Source organism: Ruegeria sp. BG10 (assembly GCF_056538575.1).
This window is the reverse complement of sequence record NZ_JBQFTI010000002.1, coordinates 284,919-306,425: the sequence shown is the minus strand read 5'-3', so window position 1 is coordinate 306,425 and position 21,507 is coordinate 284,919. Positions and strand designations below refer to the sequence as shown.

At 57.2% G+C, this 21,507-nt stretch carries 14 protein-coding genes and 2 pseudogenes; 7 read left to right on the top strand and 9 right to left on the bottom strand.

Annotation, left to right across the window (positions count from 1 at the left end; translation table 11 throughout):
* The first annotated feature begins 10 nt into the window (after positions 1-10).
* On the top strand, positions 11-499 hold the full coding sequence (locus tag ACR0D8_RS12460; protein WP_480646842.1) for a universal stress protein: 489 nt from the start codon (positions 11-13) through the stop codon (positions 497-499).
* A gap of 220 nt (positions 500-719) precedes the next feature.
* On the opposite strand, the gene ACR0D8_RS12455 is transcribed toward ACR0D8_RS12460, so the two are convergent.
* Genes ACR0D8_RS12455 through ACR0D8_RS12435 form a run of 5 tightly spaced genes read right to left on the bottom strand, consistent with a single transcriptional unit; the run spans position 720 to position 6,676 of the window.
* Positions 720-2,231, bottom strand: coding sequence for a class I adenylate-forming enzyme family protein (locus ACR0D8_RS12455; RefSeq protein ID WP_480646840.1), 1,512 nt, complete (start codon positions 2,229-2,231; stop codon positions 720-722).
* On the bottom strand, positions 2,228-3,649 hold the full coding sequence (gene sauS, locus ACR0D8_RS12450) for an acylating sulfoacetaldehyde dehydrogenase (RefSeq protein WP_480646838.1): 1,422 nt from the start codon (positions 3,647-3,649) through the stop codon (positions 2,228-2,230). Before sauS ends, ACR0D8_RS12455 begins: the two co-directional genes overlap by 4 nt.
* A 59-nt stretch (positions 3,650-3,708) precedes the next feature.
* Positions 3,709-4,668, bottom strand: coding sequence for a Bug family tripartite tricarboxylate transporter substrate binding protein (locus ACR0D8_RS12445; protein WP_480646836.1), 960 nt, complete (start codon positions 4,666-4,668; stop codon positions 3,709-3,711).
* A gap of 44 nt (positions 4,669-4,712) precedes the next feature.
* Positions 4,713-5,168 carry a tripartite tricarboxylate transporter TctB family protein gene (locus ACR0D8_RS12440; RefSeq protein WP_480646834.1) on the bottom strand — a complete coding sequence of 152 codons (456 nt, stop codon included), beginning with the start codon at positions 5,166-5,168 and terminating at the stop codon, positions 4,713-4,715.
* Entirely contained in the window at positions 5,165-6,676 is a 1,512-nt protein-coding gene (locus ACR0D8_RS12435; RefSeq protein WP_480646833.1) for a tripartite tricarboxylate transporter permease, read from the bottom strand. The genes ACR0D8_RS12440 and ACR0D8_RS12435 overlap by 4 nt, the downstream gene beginning before the upstream one ends.
* Before the next feature lie 113 nt (positions 6,677-6,789).
* Here ACR0D8_RS12435 and ACR0D8_RS12430 point away from each other — a divergent pair, with 113 nt between their 5' ends.
* Positions 6,790-7,857 (top strand): LacI family DNA-binding transcriptional regulator, encoded by a 1,068-nt coding sequence (locus ACR0D8_RS12430; protein ID WP_480646831.1) that lies wholly within the window; start codon positions 6,790-6,792, stop codon positions 7,855-7,857.
* Positions 7,858-7,959: 102 nt separating this feature from the next.
* Here ACR0D8_RS12430 and ACR0D8_RS12425 read toward each other — a convergent pair.
* Positions 7,960-8,450, bottom strand: a pseudogene (locus tag ACR0D8_RS12425) (DDE-type integrase/transposase/recombinase); the annotation flags it as partial.
* 613 nt (positions 8,451-9,063) lie between these two features.
* On the opposite strand from ACR0D8_RS12425, the gene ACR0D8_RS12420 reads away from it, so the two are divergent.
* Genes ACR0D8_RS12420 through ACR0D8_RS12410 form a run of 3 tightly spaced genes read left to right on the top strand, consistent with a single transcriptional unit; the run spans position 9,064 to position 15,013 of the window.
* Entirely contained in the window at positions 9,064-10,794 is a 1,731-nt protein-coding gene (locus ACR0D8_RS12420; RefSeq protein ID WP_480646829.1) for a thiamine pyrophosphate-binding protein, read from the top strand.
* Between the two features lie 16 nt (positions 10,795-10,810).
* Positions 10,811-13,636, top strand: a complete 2,826-nt coding sequence (locus ACR0D8_RS12415; protein ID WP_480646827.1) for a peroxidase family protein — start codon at positions 10,811-10,813, stop codon at positions 13,634-13,636.
* Between the two features lie 3 nt (positions 13,637-13,639).
* Positions 13,640-15,013 (top strand): hypothetical protein, encoded by a 1,374-nt coding sequence (locus ACR0D8_RS12410; protein ID WP_480646825.1) that lies wholly within the window; start codon positions 13,640-13,642, stop codon positions 15,011-15,013.
* Positions 15,014-15,146: 133 nt separating this feature from the next.
* On the opposite strand, the gene ACR0D8_RS12405 is transcribed toward ACR0D8_RS12410, so the two are convergent.
* On the bottom strand, positions 15,147-17,024 hold the full coding sequence (locus tag ACR0D8_RS12405; protein ID WP_480646823.1) for an adenylate/guanylate cyclase domain-containing protein: 1,878 nt from the start codon (positions 17,022-17,024) through the stop codon (positions 15,147-15,149).
* 435 nt (positions 17,025-17,459) lie between these two features.
* On the opposite strand from ACR0D8_RS12405, the gene ACR0D8_RS12400 reads away from it, so the two are divergent.
* A complete protein-coding gene (locus tag ACR0D8_RS12400; RefSeq protein ID WP_480646821.1) occupies positions 17,460-18,407 on the top strand; it encodes a 1-phosphofructokinase family hexose kinase in 948 nt (315 codons plus the stop codon).
* 380 nt (positions 18,408-18,787) lie between these two features.
* Positions 18,788-19,392, top strand: a pseudogene (locus ACR0D8_RS12395) (MarC family protein).
* A gap of 566 nt (positions 19,393-19,958) precedes the next feature.
* Here ACR0D8_RS12395 and ACR0D8_RS12390 read toward each other — a convergent pair.
* Positions 19,959-21,035, bottom strand: a complete 1,077-nt coding sequence (locus ACR0D8_RS12390; protein WP_480646819.1) for a M24 family metallopeptidase — start codon at positions 21,033-21,035, stop codon at positions 19,959-19,961.
* Positions 21,032-21,490, bottom strand: a complete 459-nt coding sequence (locus ACR0D8_RS12385; protein WP_480646817.1) for a GAF domain-containing protein — start codon at positions 21,488-21,490, stop codon at positions 21,032-21,034. Before ACR0D8_RS12385 ends, ACR0D8_RS12390 begins: the two co-directional genes overlap by 4 nt.
* Positions 21,491-21,507 lie beyond the last annotated feature (17 nt).

Below are 21,507 nucleotides of genomic sequence, written 5' to 3'. Positions count from 1 at the left end.
GGATTTCCTAATGCTACCTGAAATCAAAGATATTCTGTTCGCAACTGACTTGTCCCGGAACTCTGACAACGCGCTGCGCTACGCCCTGTCGATTGCGCGCGCCCATGGAGCAAAAGTTCACGTCTTGCACGTGACCGAACCTCTGTCACAGGACGCCATCGTCACGCTGCAGATGTTCTTGCAGGATGATGAATCCCGCGCGAAGGCAATCGGCGAAAGGCATAATTCAGTGAAGCAGTTGCTTAAGAAAAATCAGAAGGACTTTTTAAGCTCACTGTCTGACGACGACAAGGATGCCTATCAAGCCGTTGGATCAGTCGAGCTGGTTGACGGCCATTCCGCTGAAATGATCTTGCAGCGCGCAATGGAACTGCAATGTCAGCTGATTGTGATGGGTACCCACGAACAAGGCACCGGCCACACGTTTATCGGGACTGTTGTAAAACGGGTTCTCAGGCGATCAACGATCCCAACGCTGGTCGTGCCCAACAGCAAGTAATGATACCACCCTCCCTGTTGGAACTTATGGCGGCCTCGTGCCGCCATTTTTTGACACGTTCTTTCAGTTGTGCCGGAAAGGATGATGCCGTGAAACTTGCCCGGTGGAGCGTTTCAAACAACAGTCAGTCTTGCAAAATGCAGCACCTGTTGAAACGGGGCTGTTCTTCCCCTTTCATCGCACAGAAAGCGGACGGAGGTTAACTGAATAGTCGTTGATTTTAAATCTTTCGGGCTTCAGCCTTCTCACTGACGATCTCAAGTATTCTGTTTCTTTGAATTTTCCCCGACGGTCCCTTCGGAAGATCCAGCAAGATATGAACTTTGTCGGGCGACTTGAAATGGCCCAAGTGGGTCTGGCAAATCTCCGACAAGTCCTGAGAAGTCAACTCGGAACCTTCTCGAATTTTGACAGCGGCTTCAACAGTTTCACCGTAGCTGTCGCAGGGACGTGCGAAAGCTGCGGCTTCGACAACGTCGGGATGAGAATAAAGCGCCTCGTCAATTTCGCGCGGCGCAATATTTTCACCACCCTTGATGATTAGCTCTTTCAGCCGCCCGGTGACGAACACGTATCCGTCCTCATCCATCCGTGCCAGATCGCCTGTTCGCAACCATCCGTCGGAGCTAAACGTGCCTGCGGTGGCGTCGGGGTTATTGAGGTATTCCAGCATCACATTCGGTCCGCGAATGACCAGTTCGCCTTCCGTTCCGTGCGGAACAGGGCGCAGGTTCGCGTCGAAAATGGCTGCCTCGTTTCCGTAAGGGATGCCAGGGGACCCAATCTTGCGAACGCCCGGAGGCAGGGGATTGGACAGGATTTGTGCTGCGGTTTCGGTCAATCCCATCGTTTCCACGATGGCAATTTCGAAACGGTCTTCGAAGGCCCGCTGCACGTCCGGTGCCAATGCCGAAGATGCGGAGCGACCAAAACGCACGCGCTGGCAGACATGGGCATCCGGCGTGGCATCCGAGTGCAGCAAGTGAGAAATGATGGTTGGTACAACCGAAAACCAGGTCGCCTGAACCTTACCCAGATTGTCCCAGAACCGGCTGGCAGAAAATCGTTCGCACATGGCCAACGATCCCCCGGACACAAGCGTGCCCATAACTGTCACGCACAGCCCGTTGATGTGATAAATCGGCAATACGCAAAACCCGCGATCAACCTCGGTCAACTCGTGCGCTACTGTTGTCGTCCAGCCACCTGCCAGCAGGCTGGAATGCGTGTGGACCACACCCTTGGGGCGACCGGTCGTTCCCGACGTGTACATCAACAGCGCATGGCTATTGGACGAGATGTTATGCAGTTCACCTTCGGCATCAGCCGCATCAGTAACTTGCAACCGGGTGATGTTGTTGGGATCGGCTGTGCGTTCGAACAATTCCGTTTGTCCGGAATGCACAAAACCGTAGCGAGCACCACTGTGTTCCAACGCATAGGCGACGGCGCTGTCGCCCGCGACAAGGTTAATCATCGTTGCGCGAAATCCGCCGTAGAGAACGCCGAACAAAACCTCAAGCGCCTCACGGCAATTGGGGTAGAGGATCGCAACGCTTTCGCCTTTTGCCACACCCTTTCCGGTTAACATGACCGCAACACGGCGGGCCGTCTCGCGCAGTTCTCGCCAGCTCAGATCCGGCGCCCCGTCCGGGAAAACGAACCCGGTTCCCCCCTGACTTGCTCGGTGATCCAGCCAGTCGCGGACGGTTCCTGTGGGCGGATCCATCATTGGCCGGCCTCCGACCAGTAGTCGCCGAAAATCTCTTCCAGCGCGGGTTCTCGCAGAGGTATTTCACGCACGATCTTGGTGGTCTGGACGAAATGCCGCCAATGCAGGTTGGTGTCGATGGAATTCCCGCCCCAGCTGCCGCAGCCCATCGAGAGTGAAAAGGGCATGCCATTTGTAAAACTGCCGCCAGTGGCAAAGGTATGTGCCTGGTTTACGATGACCCGACAGGTGGGCAGGTCGCATCCCAACCCAATCGCACGAGTGTCGTCATCCGTATGAATGCCGACCGAATGCCCGGCTCCCTGATGCTTCAGGATGCGCGTGGCGATGGCCTTGGCCTCTTCAAAATCCGCTGCACGGTAGAGCGCCAATACCCGGCTGAGTTTTTCACCGGATAACGGGTGATCCGGGCCTATGCCCTCGGTTTCGACCGCCAGAAACCTGGTCCCTTCAGGTACCTTGCCTGCCATCCCCAGGGCTTCGAGCATTTTGTCGGCATCCTGCGCTATGGCTGAACGGTTGAGATGACCATCGGGCCAAAGCCTGGTGATGATGGCACTTGCTTCGTAAGACGGCACCAGGGCGCCGCCTTCAGTGGTCATCGCGGCGGCAAAGGCGTCATAGACGGCGTCCACCACGACCAGAGCATTTTCCGATGAGCAGGATGTTGCGTTGTCAAAACACTTCGAGGCGGTGATCTTGGCCGCCGCTGCCTGCAAGTCGGCGGTCTCATCTACAATCACAGTGACATTGCCGGCACCAACCGCCACGGCCGGCGTACCGCAGGATTGCGCACGATGGACGTTGTTTTGACTGCCGGTGCAGATCACCCGGTCAACAGTTTCCATCAGCCGTTGTGTCCTGGCTTTTGAGCCCGGCGCGGGGATCATTTGAACCAGATCACGATCCAGCCCCAGCTTGTCGAATTCAGAGTGGATATAGCTGACTAGCAACTCGCAAGACGCCACGCCTTTGGGCGACGGTGCCACAACGATGGAGTTGCCGCCTTTGAGCGCATTGATGATGTTGTTTGCGGGCGTTGCGGCAGGGTTGGTCGACGGCACAACCGCGCCAATCACGCCGATAGGACGGGCAATCTCGGTGATACCGGTTGTCGGGTCGTCACTGATGATGCCGTAGGTTTTCGCGCCGGCTATGTCACGCAGCAGGCCGAGTGTCTTGCGGTGGTTCTTTGTGATCTTGTCGGGCACATTGCCCAGACCGGTCGTTTCCACCGCAATCTCGGCCAGGGTCCGATTGCGGGCAGGTTCCATGATGGCCCAGCCCGCCGCCAGCGCCGCTTTGTCATACAGTGCCTGGCTGCCGCAATTCTCATAGGCTCTTTGAGCGGTCCGCGCGCGTGCAACGATACGATCTACTTCAGCGATTTCTGGGGAAATCCCGTCCTGAGCGTTCATCTTGGTCCTCGATTGTTAATTCGGGGCGGACCGGCTCCGCCCCGGAAAGGTTGGTCAGATCAGAGCCCTGCCAGCAGTTCGTTCAGTGTTTGCTGGCGTTGCGCCCACATCTCGATCACCTCATCGCGCGTCATGATGTGCATGGGTGATCCGCCAGCCTCCATCTTTTTGGCCACACGGTCGTTGCCGAACATCGCAGGTACCGTTGCCGCCAATTTCTCAATCACCTCGGTCGGAGTCCCCTTGGGCACCATCACACCCCGGAAGTTGACCGACGAATTGTCGACGTCCAGTCCCTGTTCCATCATCGTCGGAACATCCGGCAGGAACGCGTTACGCTCAAGATCTGCGACACCAAGGATTTTGACGTTGCCCGCCTCTTGAGCGCGGAATGCATCCGACAGATTGTTGATACCGCCCAAAACTTCACCGGCAATTACCGCCTTCATGGCCGCGGCCCCGCCACCTTTGGTCGGGATATAGGCCATCTTGGTGCCCGCAGCCTTGTCGATCTGCAGCGCCGCGATGTGGTGACCCACAAAAAGGCCAGCGCCGGACACCGTAAGCTTGCCGGGGTTTTCCTTGGCATACGCAACGACATCTTCCATCGAATTGAACGGGCTATCCGCACCAACAACAAATACCGCGGGGTCCGCACCCCAGTTGGCAATGGGTTCAAAGCTGTCAGCCGAATACTCGACCCCACCCTTGATCGACTGGGCAATGAAGTGCGGCACGTTGTAAGCAGCCAGTGTGTAGCCATCTGCGTCAGCCTGGGTTGCGAACCAGTTCCAGCCTACGCGCCCGCCGGCGCCGGGTTTGTTGATGATGGCAATGGGCATCCCCAGCGCATCCTCGTTTCCAGACGTCATGGTGACAATCCGCGCCTGAAAGTCGGTCGCACCACCCGCGCCATAGCTGACCATCATCATGATCGGTCGCTCGGGGTATTCCTCGGCCAGAGCCGCGTTTGTCAGGCTCATAAGGACTAATGCCGCGCCAGCAATAATTCGTTTCATTTGCGTTTCCTCCCTATTTTGGTTCACCCGCATCCTCTGTGCGGTCAGAACAGAATTTCCCTTGGTGTGTAGACGTTCAGAAGCTTGGCAAAGAGGCCGTACATCACCGCCACAAAGATCGCCGTGATGACGCCGCGCTTGACCCAGGTTTTTGTTTCGGAATGCGGGGCCGGATCGTAAGTCGACAGCAGAATGAAAAACGCGATTGCCGTCGCCGTGTAAAAGCCCAGCGACTTTGCCGCCCAGAAGACGTAGATCAGCGTAATGATCAGCCCCGGCAGCATGTTTACAAACATCGTGCGTGTCACACCGTTCCCGACTTTGGACAATCCCATGATCGCTTTGCCGAAGGTCCACCCGGCCAAAACCACGAAGACCGATGCGATAAGGCGCGGGAACAGGAACGCCTCGGCAGGTTGCTGTGTATAGCTGACCCAGGTCACCCAAAGGCCCACTGCAAAAACCAGACCGGACCCGAAAACATGCTGTGAGCGGTTCATGCCTGTGCCTCCTCTTTGGTGGTGTAGCGACGGTGGCGCAGTTCCATCCAGACCGAGTAGGCAACAGAGGCCAGCACCACCGCGATCAGCAGCAGGTTCAGTCCGCCGGTCAGAAAATACGACGCCTTGCCCACGGTCGCGTCAGCGATCATCCCGCCTTGAATGAAGTTGGCCTCGGCGATGGGTCCAAGGATCAGACCCAGAACAAGCGGCGCGGCAGAAAAGCCGAAACGTTCCAGAAAGAACATGCCAATGCCCAGGCACGCCATGACATAGACATCACCCATCGAGCCCTGAACCGAATAGGCTCCAAAGACCGACAGGGCCAGAACGATGGCCGCCATGACCGATTGCGGCACCTGCGCGACGCGCGCGGCCAGACCGGCCACATAGAGCCCGAAAATGCACATCAAGACCTGCCCGATCAGCATGGAGTTGATGAAGGTCCACGCCACGTCCGGGTGATTGTCGAACAGATCCGAGCCCGGAAAAATCCCGTGGATCAGCAACCCGCCAAGCAGAACGGCAGCAGTTGGGCTGCCCGGGATCGACAGTGTCAGCAACGGTACCAGCGACGGGCCGACCATCGCGTTATTGGCGGATTCCGCGGCAATCACGCCTTCGGAATGCCCTGTGCCGAACTTGTCCTTCTCTGCCGAAAGCTTCTTGGTCTGATCATAGGCAACCAGCCCGGCAATCTGCCCACCAACACCCGGGATCAGTCCGATGATCGAACCAGTCAGTGTTCCGATGCTGAGCGCGCGGGTACGGCGGAACAGCTCTCGAAACGCCGCCAGGATCGAATGGCGCTGAACTTCGATGACCTCGGCACCCGTGTTGTGGCGACCCTTTGCAAACATCGTCAGCACCTGAGGGATCGCAAACAAACCAATCAGCGCGGCAATGATGTTGATGCCCCCGCCCAAGGCCGGGTGAAAGATAAAGCGCTGCGCCCCCATAATGTCGTCAAACCCGATGGTCGCCAGCCACAACCCGATACAGCCCGACAGCAAACCTTTGACCACCGAAGCGGAGTCCAGCGTCCCGATCACCGTCACGCCCAGAATGGCCAGCCAGAACAGGTGCGAGGGACCGAACGCCAACGCCCATTTGGCCAGAACCGGGGTCAGAAAGATCAACAACAGCACGCCAAAGATGCCACCCACAGCCGAGGCCAGAAACGACAGTTGCAGCGCCCGCGCACCCTGACCCTGCTTGGCCATGGTGTGCCCGTCCAACGTCGTCGCAATGTTGGCCGGCGCGCCGGGAATCTTGAGCAAAATGGCACTGACTGCACCGCCCGCCACGGTTGAGGTATAGGCGGCGCCCAGCAGGATCAGCCCCTGCGCCGCTTCAAGTTGGAAGGTGAACGGGATCAGCAGAGCAACCGCCATCGTGGGTGACAGACCGGGCGTCGCGCCCAGGATCAACCCTCCGATCGTGCCGCCCAACAGCAGCAAAAACGACAGCGGCGTGAACACATCTCCGAAGTAATAAATGAATTCCATTCAGGGCCTCCCAACCCGTCGGGTCACACTTTTACTTTTGTTGACAAATCAGGTTAGGCGATGAAAATAGTATTGCAAATGTTTTCATAAGTTCGACCAAATGGAAGAATATTATGGCTGATTATCAAAAGGATAAGGTGGATATTGTAGCAGTTGCAAAGGCCGCCAAAGTGTCACCGTCCACAGTATCACGCACCTTCAATCACCCGAATTTGGTCAGCCCCGCGACTCGGAAAAAGATCAATCGGGCAGTGCAAAGGTTGGGGTATATCCGAAACCGGGCGGCGCAGACGATGCATGGCAAACGCTCTGGTACAATTGGCCTTGTTGTCCCTACGATCAACCACGCCATTTTTGCCGAAGTCATTCAGGCCTTTTCGGATTCCATCGACACAGCCGGATTCAGTCTGTTACTTGCGTCGCATAGCTATGATCTCGATCGTGAATACGCGATGGTCCGCAAGCTGTTAGAGCATCGCGTGGATGGAGTAGCGCTGGTGGGATTGGAACATTCCGAGGCCACCGCCCGGCTGATCGAGCAGCAGAGAACACCTGCGCTTGCCATATGGAACTACTCGGAAGATTCACTCCTACCGTGTGTCGGGGCTGACAATCGCTTGGCAGGGCGCCTTGCGGCAGAGCACCTGCTGGCCCTGGAACACCGTGACATTGGACTGATCTTTCCCAAAACCACCGGCAATGACAGGGCCCAAAACCGGCTTTCCGCCGTGCATGACGTGCTTGACGAATGGGGTATATCCGTTCCGAGTGAGCATGAGTACGAGGCCCCATACAGTGTATCTCAGGCCAAGCAGGCAGCCATGTCCCTTTTGACTGAAGGCTCTCGTCCTACGGCTCTGCTGTGCGGAAATGACGTCATTGCGCAGGGCGCTTTGTATGCTGCCCAGTGTCTTGGACTGAAGGTTCCCGATGATCTGTCCATCATCGGCATAGGAGATTTCAAAGGATCAGCGGATGTTGAGCCAGGGCTCACCACTATTCGCATCCCGGCAGAAACCATAGGAAAACTCGCCGGCGAAAGGTTCACCGACTACATTACCTCGGACGATCCGGAGCCTTTTAGAATCTGCTGCGAATTGGAGCGCATCGTCAGAGGAACAACTGGTCCGGTGGCGGTATGCCACCCATCCGAGGCAACCCAACTTCCCCGCGGACCGTAATCGCATTGTACGTTTGGCGGGAAACTGTCCGTCTTTAGGGGTTTTGGAACAGATGACTGCCTGTACTAAGAGAGTGTGTGGTTCGTCTGGTACGCGTGAATATGCGGCGGATTTGCGTTGAAGCAAGCGCCGGGTTTCGATAGTTTTTCGTGTGATCCTTTCTCGTTGTTCCAAAATAGTCTGACCCCGACCGAAGTAGACGTCAGCGGGCGTGAGGTTTTGCAGGCTCTCGTGATAGCATCGGTGATTGTAATGATCGACAATGGCATCGATCTTCTGCCTGATGTCGCTGGGCAGGCGTGGTTTGTGCAGGACCGTTACCTGACCACAGCCTGAGGCCCGCAATGCGAGGACCAATGTATATCGGTCACATCCTCGGTCTTCATCGTCACTCAAAGCCTCCAGTCGATGATGTATCGGCTGTAATCCCCCAGGATCGTGCTGAGGTACAACCAGCCCCAACCGATGATCTTGAGATAAGTGAAGTCGGTCTGCCAGAGCTGGTTCGGCCGTGTTGTCTTTTCCCGGAACTCATCCGCAGCGGATAAGACCACACAAGCCGGGCTGGTGATCAGACCGCAGGACTTGAGAATGGATATCCGTTCGGCGCCAACCCGGAAAACTCTGAGGCATGCCAATGGCGAGGTGTATGCGATCGAAGTAGCTGACCATTTCAAGTGAACAAACGGTGACATCGAAACTTGGAGTTTTGGAGCGGTGCCGGCCGCGGAGAAGGAACTCCATGCGCCCTTCGAAGTCCCAAGATTTCACCGACCACTTAGCGACTGGGTTTGCATGATCCGAGAAGCCGGGTTCAAAATTAAATACCTGCAAGAACCTGTCGCTGATGGCGAAACCGCAATAATGTATCCTGATGCCGCAGACACGCAATTCGCGGCGAGAGTTTCATAATCCACCTGTTGAGAGTTGTGCGGTCATCCCGCGAAAAACTCCGGAATCCGCATTCGCATCGACTTTAACTCCAAATTTTGCGACACAGCCCAGATAGCCAATCAGCGACAGATGTACGACAGTCCTGTTCTTGCCAGAGCCGCCGGTGTCAGGCGCGCGAAGGCGGTTTAGTAGACCGATTTTTTCGGCCACTGCACTACTTAGGCGCGAGTTGACTCCCAGACTGTTTCTAAAATCGGCAATTTCTGTTATCATCGGCGGTTATTGTTGAGACCTTTTATTGGATGGCATTAGATGCGGGTTTACGACGCGGTTGTTGCCGCTCTCGAAACTATTGGGGTTGATGCTGCATATGGCGGGGCCGGCGAAAACGCCGCGGGGATGATGCTTGCCCTGGACGCATCGGAAAAAATCCGACCCATAATCGCAAAGAATGAACAGGGTGCATCCTTTATGGCCTGTGGGCACGCAATGTTCACCGGCAAGCTGGGTGTGTGTTTCGCCACGGCCGGACCGGGCGCGTTCAACCTGATTTCGGGCATGTGTGTGGCTTTGACCGACAGCTATCCGTTACTGGCGATCAGCGGCTATTCGACGGTTGCGTGGCAGGGGCGTGGCGGGTTGAACGAAACATCCGGGCTGGCGCGTACGCCGGATTCGCGGATGATGTTCCGCGCCGCCACCAAGAAAGACCCGGAAACCGGCGAGCCTGCGGATTTTCTGGTCACCGACCCGGATGACCTGATCGACACGCTGCAAAAGGCGATCGACATCGCTTTTGAGGGACGGCCCGGCCCGGTGCATGTTGCGATCGCCGAGGACATCACCGATCCGAAGGTCGAAGTGACAAATTTCCGGCCGCTGAGCCAACCCCAAACCGGTGTAACGCCCGAACCTGATGCCCTGGACAGGGTGTCGGGCGTGCTTGAACAGGCGATCAAGGCAGACAAGACCGTGGTTATGCTGGCCGGTTTCGGCGCGATCCTTTCCGGGGCCAACGACATCACCAAGTCGTTCGTCGAACGGTTCCAGATTCCTTTGCTTACGACGATGGACGGCAAGGGTATCGTCGCCGAGGAAAACCCGCTTGCGATCGGGCTCTATTGCGATTCAGGGCACAAGGCGGCGTGGGAATTGTTCTCGGACGCGGATGTGGTGCTGGCGGTTGGCAACTCTTTCGCGCAGCACGCGACTTTCGACTTTTTCGACGGGCTGTTTGACGACAAGACGCTGATCCATATCAACGTGGATGCGGGTGAGTTCGACAAGTTTTACAAGGCGGATCACGTGATCCTCGGGGACGCGCGGCAAGCCTTGCAGGGCCTGTATGAACGCCTCGACGCGGTGATCGGACCGGTGCCCCAGCGCGATTACCGGCCAAAGGACTACGACGAACGTTTTATCATTTCGCCGCAGAAACAGCTGCATCCGGGCGAAATGGTACAAAAGATTTCGCAGTTGCTGCCGCCAGGCGGGGTCGTGCTGGCGGATGCCGGTGCTCATGCCGCTTGGGCCGGGTATTACCTGGAACTCAAAGAGGGTCAGAACTTCCGCAAGCCGGGGACGTACGGGCCGATGGGCATCGGTGTTTGCGGAGCGATCGGCGCGAAATATGCGGAAATGCACCGTCCCGTTGTCGCCGCGGTTGGCGATGGCTCGTATCTGATGAGCGGTTTCGAACTGATGACTGCGGTGCAATACAACATTCCCGTGGTCTGGGTCATTTTCAACGACCGCGAGTTCAAGCTGATCAAGCTTTACCAGCTATCTGCCTTCTTCAAGACCGGACTGGTCGAATTCGACAACCCCGACTATGCCGCCTATGCCCGCGCCTGTGGCGCCGACGGCTATGTCGCCAACCAGCTGGACGAGTTTGAGCAGGCGTTTGCCGCGGCCCTGGCAAGTGGTCGGCCATCCCTCATCGATGCGAGGATCACACGATTGGCTTTGCCCAACTACTCGCCTCATCCCGAAGGCGTTCTGGCCGCGATCTGGAATGGCATACGCACGCGGTTTGGATTGTAGCGAAGAGGAGGCCCCCATGGACGGCAGCTCGGAACCCCTGCGCAAGTGGCGAGAGGAATACGTGGGCGGGTCGCCCGAGGCTGAACTGAAGGAAACCAAGGCACTTGCCGAAATGATGATGGCCGCGCAGCTGAAGTCCATGGCAGCAGGCGGCGCGCGCCAGGTTGACCGGGCGTTTCACAAAAAGCCCATCGCGGCCTTCAAGGGCGCAAAATTGCGGTTCGCTGATGACCTGCCGGATGATCTGCAGGTTGGATTTGCCCGGCCCGGCAGCACGTACCCGGCAATCGTACGGTTTTCGAACGCATCCTCGCAAACCCAATCCGATGAGGACAAGGATCTGCGCGGGCTGGCCGTGCGCGTAACGGAAGCCGACGGTATCGATCACGACCTGCTGGCTACAAACTTCCCGGTGCCGCACGCCCGGAACGCCCGGCAATTCGTGGTGTTTGCCCACGCCGTATCAGGCGGGCGGCTTTCCAAACTGATCGGGCTGGTGCGCCTGTGTTTTGTGCTGGGATTTGCCGAGACCCGACGCATGCTGGGCAATGTGCAGACGGCGCTGCGGGTCTGTGACAGCGTAGCGCTGGAAAGCTACTGGAGCCGCGGCGCAATCGCCTGGGGCAACGAAGCGGTGCGCTATACCTTCAAGCCGGCAAAAGACGCAGCAGGCGTTTCGGGGACCTATGCTGGTGCCGCCCGGCTGTCGGCGGAATACGCGGCACGCCAGGCAAACGGAGATGTCGTATTCGACCTTTTCGTGCAGCGGTTTGTGTCCGAGGACCAGACCCCGATCGAGGATGCGGCCCATGAATGGGACGAACTGGTCAGCCCGCCGATCAAGGTTGCGGAACTGGTTCTGCCGCAACGCGATCTATCCACGCCCGACGCATTGTCTGAGGCGCTGGACATCGAATCCATGGGGTTCAACCCCTGGAATACGACAGAGGATTTTCGCCCGCTGGGAAATCTGAACCGGGCGCGCAAGGCCGCTTATGACGCGTCTGCCTCCCATCGACAGGGCAAGCGGTTCAAGGCACCGCCACCGCCCCTTCAGAACCGGATATTCGGCACGGCCGCCCGATCCATACTGCGGGCAGTGAACCGACGCGTGCCATGGCACCGGATTCCGTTTCTGCTGGTGCAGCTTCTCAATCTGGATGCGCTGCGGTACGATCTGCGGCAAAAGAACCTGATCGACACGGACCCCGAAGAAACCGTTCCCAGCGCCCGGTCCGTGCCACCCGAACCCTCGCCCGAACATCGCGTGTTCCGCACCCATGACGGCAGCTATAACGACCTGTCCGATCCCAAGATGGGTGCTGCAGGCGCCACGTTCGGGCGCAATATGCCACCGCAGGTGCAGCCCGGAGATAGTCCGAACCCGATCGAGGTTGCGCGCAAACTGATGGACCGTCAGGCCTTCATCCCGGCCAAAATCCTAAACATCCTGGCCGCTTCGTGGATTCAGTTTCAGGTTCACGACTGGGTCGCTCATGAACGCCGCAAGCTGGACGAAGACGATGATGTCGTCCCGATCCCGGACGGCTATCCTGAATGGAAGAACCGGCCTGGTGGCGACCCCGAACGCAACATGCGGATTGCAGGCAACATTCCCAAGCAGGGCGCGGACGATCCTTTCCTGTTTGCCAATGAGAATTCGCACTGGTGGGACGGCTCGCAGGTTTACGGTGTCAATTCCGAAGCCGCCAGAAAACTGCGCGACGGGCCGAAACTCAAGCTGACGAAAGAAGGCTACCTGCCGCTGAACACCAATGGGTTCGAATTGACCGGGTTCAATGAAAGCTGGTGGCTGGGCCTGTCGACGCTGCACACTTTGTTCGCCCGCGAACACAATGTGTTGTGTGACGCGTTGCAAAACGCCTATCCGAATATGGATGAGGAACGGGTGTACCAGACCGCGCGCCTGATCGTGTCCGCCCTGATTGCCAAAATCCATACCGTCGAATGGACCCCGGCCGTATTGGGAACCGAGGCGCTGGATATCGGCATGAAGACCAACTGGTACGGTCCGCCGAAATCCTGGCTGACACGGCTGGGCATCTGGCTGACGGAGGTGCACGCGCTTAAAGGCATTCCCGAAACGGAACCGGATCACCACACCGCGCGCTATGCCCTGACCGAAGAGTTTGCGACCGTCTACCGGATGCATCCTCTGATCCCGGACGACTATATCTTCTATGATTTCGCCACGGGCCATGAAAAGGCACGCCACGGATTTCTTGAGATTCAGGGCGAACAGACGGATGAGCAGTTGCGCAATCTGGGACTGCGCGACTGCCTCTATTCACAAGGGATCGCGCATCCCGGCGCAATTACGTTGCACAATTTTCCGAAATCCCTGCAGAATTTCGAACGGTTTGGCGAGTTGATCGACCTTTCGGTGGTGGACATCGTGCGCACCCGCGCCCGTCGCGTTCCGCGCTATAACGAATTCCGCAAGGGCCTGCATATGCCGCCGGTGACCGAGTGGGACGATCTGACCGCAAGCCCCGAAACAAACCGGATACTGAAGGAACTCTACGGAGACATCGATAAAGTCGATACCGTGATTGGCCTGTTGGGGGAAACCCCGCCAGACGGGTTCGGGTTCTCGGATACCGCGTTCCGGGTCTTTGTCCTGATGGCATCGCGCCGGTTGCAGTCAGATCGGTTCCTGACCACCGATTTCCGGCCTGAAATCTATACGCAGCTCGGCATGGACTGGGTCGCGCAAAACGGCATGAAATCCTTGCTGTTGCGGCACTTCCCGGAATTTGCACCGGTGCTGCCGAAAACCGCCACGGCCTTTGCGCCCTGGCACAAGGTGCAGGAGGGCTGAGGCATGCCGGATGACAAGGCCCGAAGCGGGTTGGATTCGTTCCTGAACGCACCGCTTGCACGGACATTGTGGAACCGGCGCACCAAGCGGGTCAGCCGCGGGTCGAACGTGGTTGCCGGCTCGTTAAGCTGGACTTCCCAAAATGATCGCGCGCCGCTGTCCCCCCTGCAGGAAGCGATCCTGATCGCCGCGACCGGGGCCAGTGGCATCACCATGCCCGACCGTCCGTTTTTCGATGACGAAAGCGGCGACCCGATCATGTCCAAGCCAAATCTGGTGATGGAGGGACGGACCGCGGGCAGCCCTGACAACGCACAGGGCACCCATTTCTTCATGATCAACGACAGCGGCACCTATTTCCTGCGCCGCCTGGACCCGCTGGACGGCGGAACCGCGAACTGGACGCCCGAAGTGCTGATCGACCGCGCCGAACAGGCGAAGGTCCGCATCCTCGACCGTCGCATTGATGTGCCGGAAGGGATGCGCGATTTTCCGGCCTATCTGGACTCGAACCGGTTCTTGTCGAACACGCCCGGTTCGACGATTTTCTTTCCCGTCGTCGACCTGTCCTATCAATACATCAACGCCTTGATGTATATCCTGACACAGCCCGACAAGGCGCGGCCCGTCATTGTCGATGACCGCAATTTCTATCGCCCTGCCGGGGTGAAAAAGTGGATCGACAAGGGTTTTCTGAATCCCGACATCAAAATCCCGCTGGGCGTGCTGGGACAGATGCGGACCCAGATCGAAGCCGACCTGCTGATCCAGAACCTGTTTCTGGTGACCGAGGCGTTGGGTCTCGGCGGCTGGATTCATGCCGCGATTTCTCCGCCGGTTCTGATGGGTGATCCGAAGTTCAGTGACCGGTTCGGCACCATGCTGAGCTTTGATTATGTCACTCCGAAATGGCGGCTGATGGATTTGTTGCGCTGGCATACTCTGCCGATCGCGGCGATGAAGCATGTGCGCGCCCATGCGGTCGGCCTGCGCCATCACGGAGAGCATCTGATCAAGGGCAAATGCCCGCCCTACTATGCCACCATGTCCGACGCCGTCGATGCGGTGGTGTCCGGCAAGTTCGGGCCTGACGGCATCTATAAGAACGAGGCGCTGTTTGAGCGTATCTACAAAGGCGATTTCGGAAGCAAGTATCTGGAGGAGGCCGGAGAATACGAGCAAGACATCATTGAATGCGCCCGTGACATCTGCACCTATATCTACGACACCCATGGCCGGTTCCCGGCCCATTGCGAGGCAATCCACGCCCCCGGCATCTGGCTGCAAACCCATCGTGTGGAAAATGAATACTACGACACTTTCTTTCAGAACGGGCTGACGACAGCTCAGCGCGAACACGACTCGAACTGGGAATAGGATTGCGTGCTATTGCGTGTGTTGAACTATGTGTCTTCCGTTGCCCCGCACAGCTTTGGGCCGTGTGCACCCGAGGCATCATCATTCTGTGGAAACCAATGTTCCCCTCTTTCGGCATGGACTAAACGCAAAATCAACCGGTTTCCGGAACCCCCAGTTTACGCAGATCTTCCAGCCATCGATCCCGATAATCATCGCTGGCAAACGGCGCTTTCTGTGCCTCTTCAATGGAATACCCCGGGTTGGCGGAGAGAAACTCGCCAATAATGATTTGCGCATCTCCTTCGCGCCCGACGTGCAGCAAGGCGGGCGCAAGAGTGCGTTTCACGCCGTCCGGGATCTCGTTCATTTTTTCAAAGGATGCCACCGCAGCCGCGTAATCTTCCGCGAAATACTGGGCCCACCCCAGATTCCACAAATACCAGTCCTGATGATGGGGGTTCAGCCGGATCGCAAGTTTCATCCGCTCGACGGCCCCAGGCGCGTTGCCGCCATACACCAGCGGGTCGATAGAATCCGCCAGAACCGACGCCGAGTTCGGATTGAGTGATATAGCCTTGTCATAAAGCGCGGCCGCGCGGTCCAGATTGCCCGTCTGCGTGGTGGCATTGGCCAGAACCCAATGGCCCTTAAAGTTGAAGGGCTCCAACTCAATCGCCTTCCGAGCCATCTGAAAGGCGCGGTCCAGCGACGCGTCCCGCGTCAACGTGCTGGTCCAGCCCCAGCGGTAGCCGTTGATATGCGCCCAGGCGTTTTCGATGTACGCCCCGGCATAATTCGGGTCGAGTTCAATGGCCTTCGCGCTCAGTTCCTCGGCCCGGATGTTGCCTTGTTTGGTGAAGGTAAACCATTCCTCCTGCGCCTTCTTGCGCAGCTCGTAGGCCCCAAGGCTGTCGGTGGGTTGCTGCTTTAGCCGGTCATATTCGGCCAGGTCAATGTTCGCTGAAAGCAACGACGCGATGGTTCTGGTGATTTCATCCTGGACCAAAAAGATGTCCTGCAGGTTCCGGTCATAACTGTCGGCCCAGATGTTTTGGCCGGTCGTCGCATCGATAAGCTGAGAGGTTACACGCAACTGGTCACCGGCAATCTGAACACCACCTTCTACCAGATAGCGAACCCCCAGTTCCCGGGCCACCTGTTCGACCTCGATCGGCTTGCCCTTGTAGGCAAAGCTTGAATTGCGGGCGACCACGAAGAAATCCGAGAACCGGGACAAGGCAGTCAGGATACTCTCGCTCAACCCGTCGCTGAGGTAGTCCTTGCTGGGGTCATTGTTCAAATTGTCGAAAGCCATGACCGCAATGGCTGGCTTACCGGCCGCAGACAGAGTCTGGCCGCCAACTTCGGACGAACCCGTGACAGAGGTCTGTGTCTTCCACCAACCTGCGACGCCTAGGATCAGCGCGAGCAGGACAACAGATGCCAGCGCTATCCAACGCCGCGCCGGTTTTGCTACAACTCGGGGAATTGGCGACACCATAGAGGTCGCGTCTTCATCCAGAACCAAACTGTACACATGGATCGGGTCAGCAATGTTCTTGACCTTATGCATCCCCAGATCATCGAAATTGAGTTCAAGTTTATCCTTCACCTGCTCAAACACGCTCGCCGACAAACAGATCGTCTCGGGCCTGGCCAGGGTTTCAAGGCGCGCAGCAATGTTGACGCCGTCGCCGTGTATGTCGTCGCCATCGACGACTATATCCCCCAGATTCAGCCCTATCCGGTATCGAACTCTGGCGTCGTCCGGAGCTGTTTCGTTCTCGCGCCCTACGAAATGCTGCATTTCAACGGCGCATCGAACCGCTTCGACGGCGCTGGCAAATTCAATCAGCAAACCGTCACCCATCAGCTTCACAATACGCCCGTTTCGCGCCGATACGATCGGTTCGAACAAGTCTTCCCGATGTGCCTTTACCTTTGCCAGAGTGCCAGCTTCGTCATTCTGAATGAGGCGGCTAAAGCCAACTACGTCGGCGGCAAGTATTGCGGCGAGACGGCGTTCCAATTTCCTACCTCCGTGAGCCTGTGCCCAGACGACCCTGAAAGCACGCTCCGAATCTCAGAGCGTGGATGGCCATAGTATCCGAAGGGCGTTTCTTAAGGTCAGCGCTTCGGCAACCAGCATCAAACAGACCAAACGCTTTGACATCAAAATCCGTCATATGACCTATGTATCACAGTGAAACGCTTAACATATATCCCCGGTGCGCCAGTGTTGTGCCGCGTGAGGATACGCCCGGGAAAACAAGGTTCCCTTTCCACTTCGGCGCGCTGCCCCGAGGGTCAGAACATTGCGGATCTCCTCACACTAAAGCAGGCACGATTGGAAACTCTCGGAATTCTATAAGTGCACGAAAACTAAAAGGGGGTGGAAGCATCTGCGCCTGTTCGGTAGAAATATCCCGTTACGTTAACGCTAACAAACCTGCGTAGGCTCGCAATGACCACCATTCTGACGATCACGCTCAATCCTACCGTCGATTTTGCAACGACCGCTCCGCACGTGTTGCCAGGTCCAAAACTTCGTTGCTCGGAAGCTGAATTTGATCCGGGCGGTGGCGGTATAAACGTGGCCAGAGCCGTTCGTATGTTGGGCGGTGAGGCAACGGCACTGATTGCTATCGGCGGCCCAACGGGTGCGCAGCTTCTGGAATTGCTTGCTTTTGAAGGCGGGTCAACCGTTGCGATCCAGGGCCCCGGCGAAACACGGCGGTCTGTATCCGTCATTGACGAAAGCACTGGAGAGCAGTTCCGGTTCGTGATGCCCGGTCCGGTCTGGGGCGAAAGCGATGTCGGTCGGGCTCTGGCTGCTGTCGACAGGGCGGCCGGTGCCGGGTCGCTTGTGGTGCTGTCGGGCAGCCAACCGCCGGGTGTCGCAAAGGACTTTCCGTCGATATTGGCGCGCCATGTCGAAGGCCGGAATGCGCGGTTGATCGTGGACACATCCGGACCAGCCCTGAAACATCTGGCCGGGACATCGCATGAGGCCATACATCTGCTTCGTATGAACGTCGAGGAAGCCGAGGAGCTTGCATGCCGCGAATTGCCTGCCGTTGCCGACACCGCCACTTTTGCGCGTGAACTGGTGACCCGTGGTGTCGCACAACAGGTAGTTGTCGCACGGGGCGCTGACGGTTCGGTGCTTGTGACCGGGGATGCGGCTTGGCACGCCGTTCCTCCCGAAGTCGAAGTTGTGAGCGCGGTCGGCGCAGGCGACAGCTTTGTTGGCGGTTTCACGATTTCAGCGGCACGAGGCGAGCCGGTCCAGGAATGCCTGTGCACAGGTGTCGCAGCGGCGGCAGCGGCGGTCACCTCAGAGGCGACCCGTTTGTGTGACAAAACCGCGACTGAAAAACTGCGCAACGGGACAAAACTGACACGGATCTGAGCGTCCGTGGATACCAAAAGCTGACAGTTTGCATCAAATTGCCGGGCAGCTTAGTGTTCACGCCATGCCGTGCATCGACCTTTATTTGTCGCTATACGCGCGGCACCACATTGCTCAAAAGGCGCGCGTCCGGATCGTGGCGATACTGAAAAGGCGATTTCCGGTTACGGAATTCCAAAGTAATAACGGATCAGCGAAATCAGCGCGTCGCCAACAATCTCTTTTGGTGTCACATCGTCGGCAACGACAATCATCGGTGGCTCTGAGCAGCCTCATCTGGCTGAACCAAATTGATAGTTAGCGCGTTTTTGGCGCTCGATTCATGGAGAAAGTACTTTCAGGCACAGGCGGGAGATCGCTCAAGGCAACGTTGAGCCTCCATGTTCAACCAAGATTTGTTCTTTGATTTTCTTCTTGCGTTCGTCAATCCTCTCTTCACAGTGCCTGTCTTTGTCAGTATGACCCAGGACTTCTCTAGTGAGGAGCGTCTACGAACATCCGTTACTGCCGCAGCAACAATGTTCTGCGCGCTAATCGTTACGGTCATCGTCGGAGATCAACTCTTGCTCTTTCTGGGCATCAATGTGCCGTCATTCAAGATTGCGGGCGCCTGATCATTCTGGACCTCGCATTTAAGATGCTGTTTGTTGCAAAAGACAAAGTTGAAAAACGCGTCTCAACGGTTGGGGTTTCTAACGCTTCAAGGAACAGGAACATTGGTGTTTATCCCTTGACCATCCCGCTTCTTGCCGGCCCCGGAATGTTTACGACAGACATCATTTTCAGCATCCGCATAAATTCGCTCAACCATTTTTTAACAGTACTGGCCGTCGCAGTAGTGAACTCTTTGAAATTCTGGATCTCCATGGTCTTCGCAGGCGCCGCTGCGCGGTATTTAAACGAAACGACGGTTCAAATTGGCACCAATTTTCTGGGTATACTGTTGGCCGCCGTCTCTGTTGACCTGATGCTTTCCGGCATTTGAGAATATGTTCAAACGCTCCCCTTGCGCAATTGACTTCCCATCAGCGCCAATCAGCGAGGTGTCCTGATGTTCGGTAAGCCCGCAGTTGGAAACTGTGACCATTCTTTGCTGAACAGCGCCGCAGTCCGCACTTTCGACCTGCCTTCAAACTGTTGCAAACACAACCTGCGTTACTGACATTCGACGCGACGGCAAAGCCTGGCATGGCTCGAACGCACACTGCGTCCATCAAATACGCCTTGTGCAACCGCGGCTGTTGCTTATGCAACATCTATTCGCAGTAGCTTTGCCTCTGTTTTGGCTATGCAGTATGGCTCGCCGTACCGGATCTTCGCTACAGGTTCAGGATTAAGTTCGGCAGGAATTTGAAAGGGCGCGGGATTAACAAACCGGTCGGAACAGGGAGTGCAAGAGCTAAAAATGAGCCGACCGCAGACTTGGGACACGAGTTGATGGTGGCACAGGAAAGCAACCCTCTCGCGCAACGAGGATCCTGCTAAATCTATTTGTAATTGATTGGCAAGCAGCCAGAGCTATTGCAGAGCGACAGCATAGAATAGAATGGCTTATGCCGTGAACAGGTCGCGCGGCAGGTTCGACAGGATGCGGCAACCATCGGCGGTGACGACAGCGACTTCCTCCAACCGGACGCCAAACCGGCCCGGCAGGTAGATGCTTGGCTCAACCGTAAAGACCATGCCTTCCTCCAGAACCAGGTTGCTATTGCCGGTCAGGTAGGGGGGTTCGTGTATTTCGGTCCCAAGCCCATGCCCGGTGCGGTGGGTAAAGAATTCGCCATATCCCTCCGCATCAATGACATCGCGGGCGGCCTTATCTATCATCCCCGCTTCGACACCGGGTCTGATGGACGCCAGCGCTGCCTTGACCGCAGCATCAACAATGTCGTGAATTTCCTGATACCCATCCGGTGCGTGACCCATGCAGGCCATGCGTGTGATGTCCGAGAAATAGCCGTCCTTTTGACCACCGATATCGACAAGGATAGCATCCCCCAATCGCACCGGCGTGTCACCGGATTGATGATGCGGAAACGCGGAATGAACACCTGCCCCGACGATCCCGAAATTAAATCGAGCACCATCCACTTCGAACCGGGATTTCGCGACCTGAACCAACTCGCGCTCGGTTATGCCATCGCGCAGAGCTTCGCGAATGGCGGCATGTGCGGCATCGGCAATGCCTGCGTTTTCCTGCAGGGCAGCCAGTTCGCCGGCGTCTTTTACCATCCGCAGGGCACCGATCGTGCCCGAGGCAAAGCCGCGCCTGGCGTCAGGCATGGCATCCAGCAACAAAAGCGCATGGTCAGCGCGCATGGCCTCATCAACTGAAACGCTTTTGGGTCGCGCGTTTATGGTGCGTAACGCATCCGAAAACGCCGCATCCGGGCCTTCGTCGTCGCCCCATTCCCAGAACGGCAAATCGGTGTGTTGTCTCGCATCCTGAGCATTCAGCGCAGGCATTAAAAACCCTGCTTTGTCGAGGCCAATCAAAAGGAGGCACGGACGCTCGTCAGGGTGCGGTGAAAAGCCCAATAGCCAGTGCATATGCGCGCCGGGTGACAGCGCAACAAGGTCAACCCCGGTCGCCACCATACGATCCCGCAAACGTTCAAGCCGTGTCATAGGTCTTCCTCCAATCGCGCGTCGCCGAAAGCTGCGTGCAGATCTGCCTGCGCCCCCGTGACCAGTTGTTTCAGCACAGCGACGCGCTGCTGAGTGAAATGCCCTGCTTTATCAAGGATATTTACGGTGCCAACTACCAACCCCTCCTTGCGCACCGGGATGTTCACAGCTGCTTCGCACCCCAGCTCATTGATAAGTTGGTGGTCCGAAAAATAGGGCGCGAAATCGGCGGTTTTGTTGGCGACAAACGTTTCGCCGCGCTCAAGTACCATTTCGGTCCAGTCATTGCTGCCCATCGGCTTGGTCCCCGTGACGGGATAGTCCAACGGGTGCGAGGAATAGGCACGACGGGCAAGCTTAGCCTTTCTGTCCAAAATGGTGACCGTGAACAGACGCGCACCGCATGCGGCGTCAGCCGCACGATGCAACGCGGCAAATACTTCATCGGGTGTCATGAAACGCTTTCAATTAG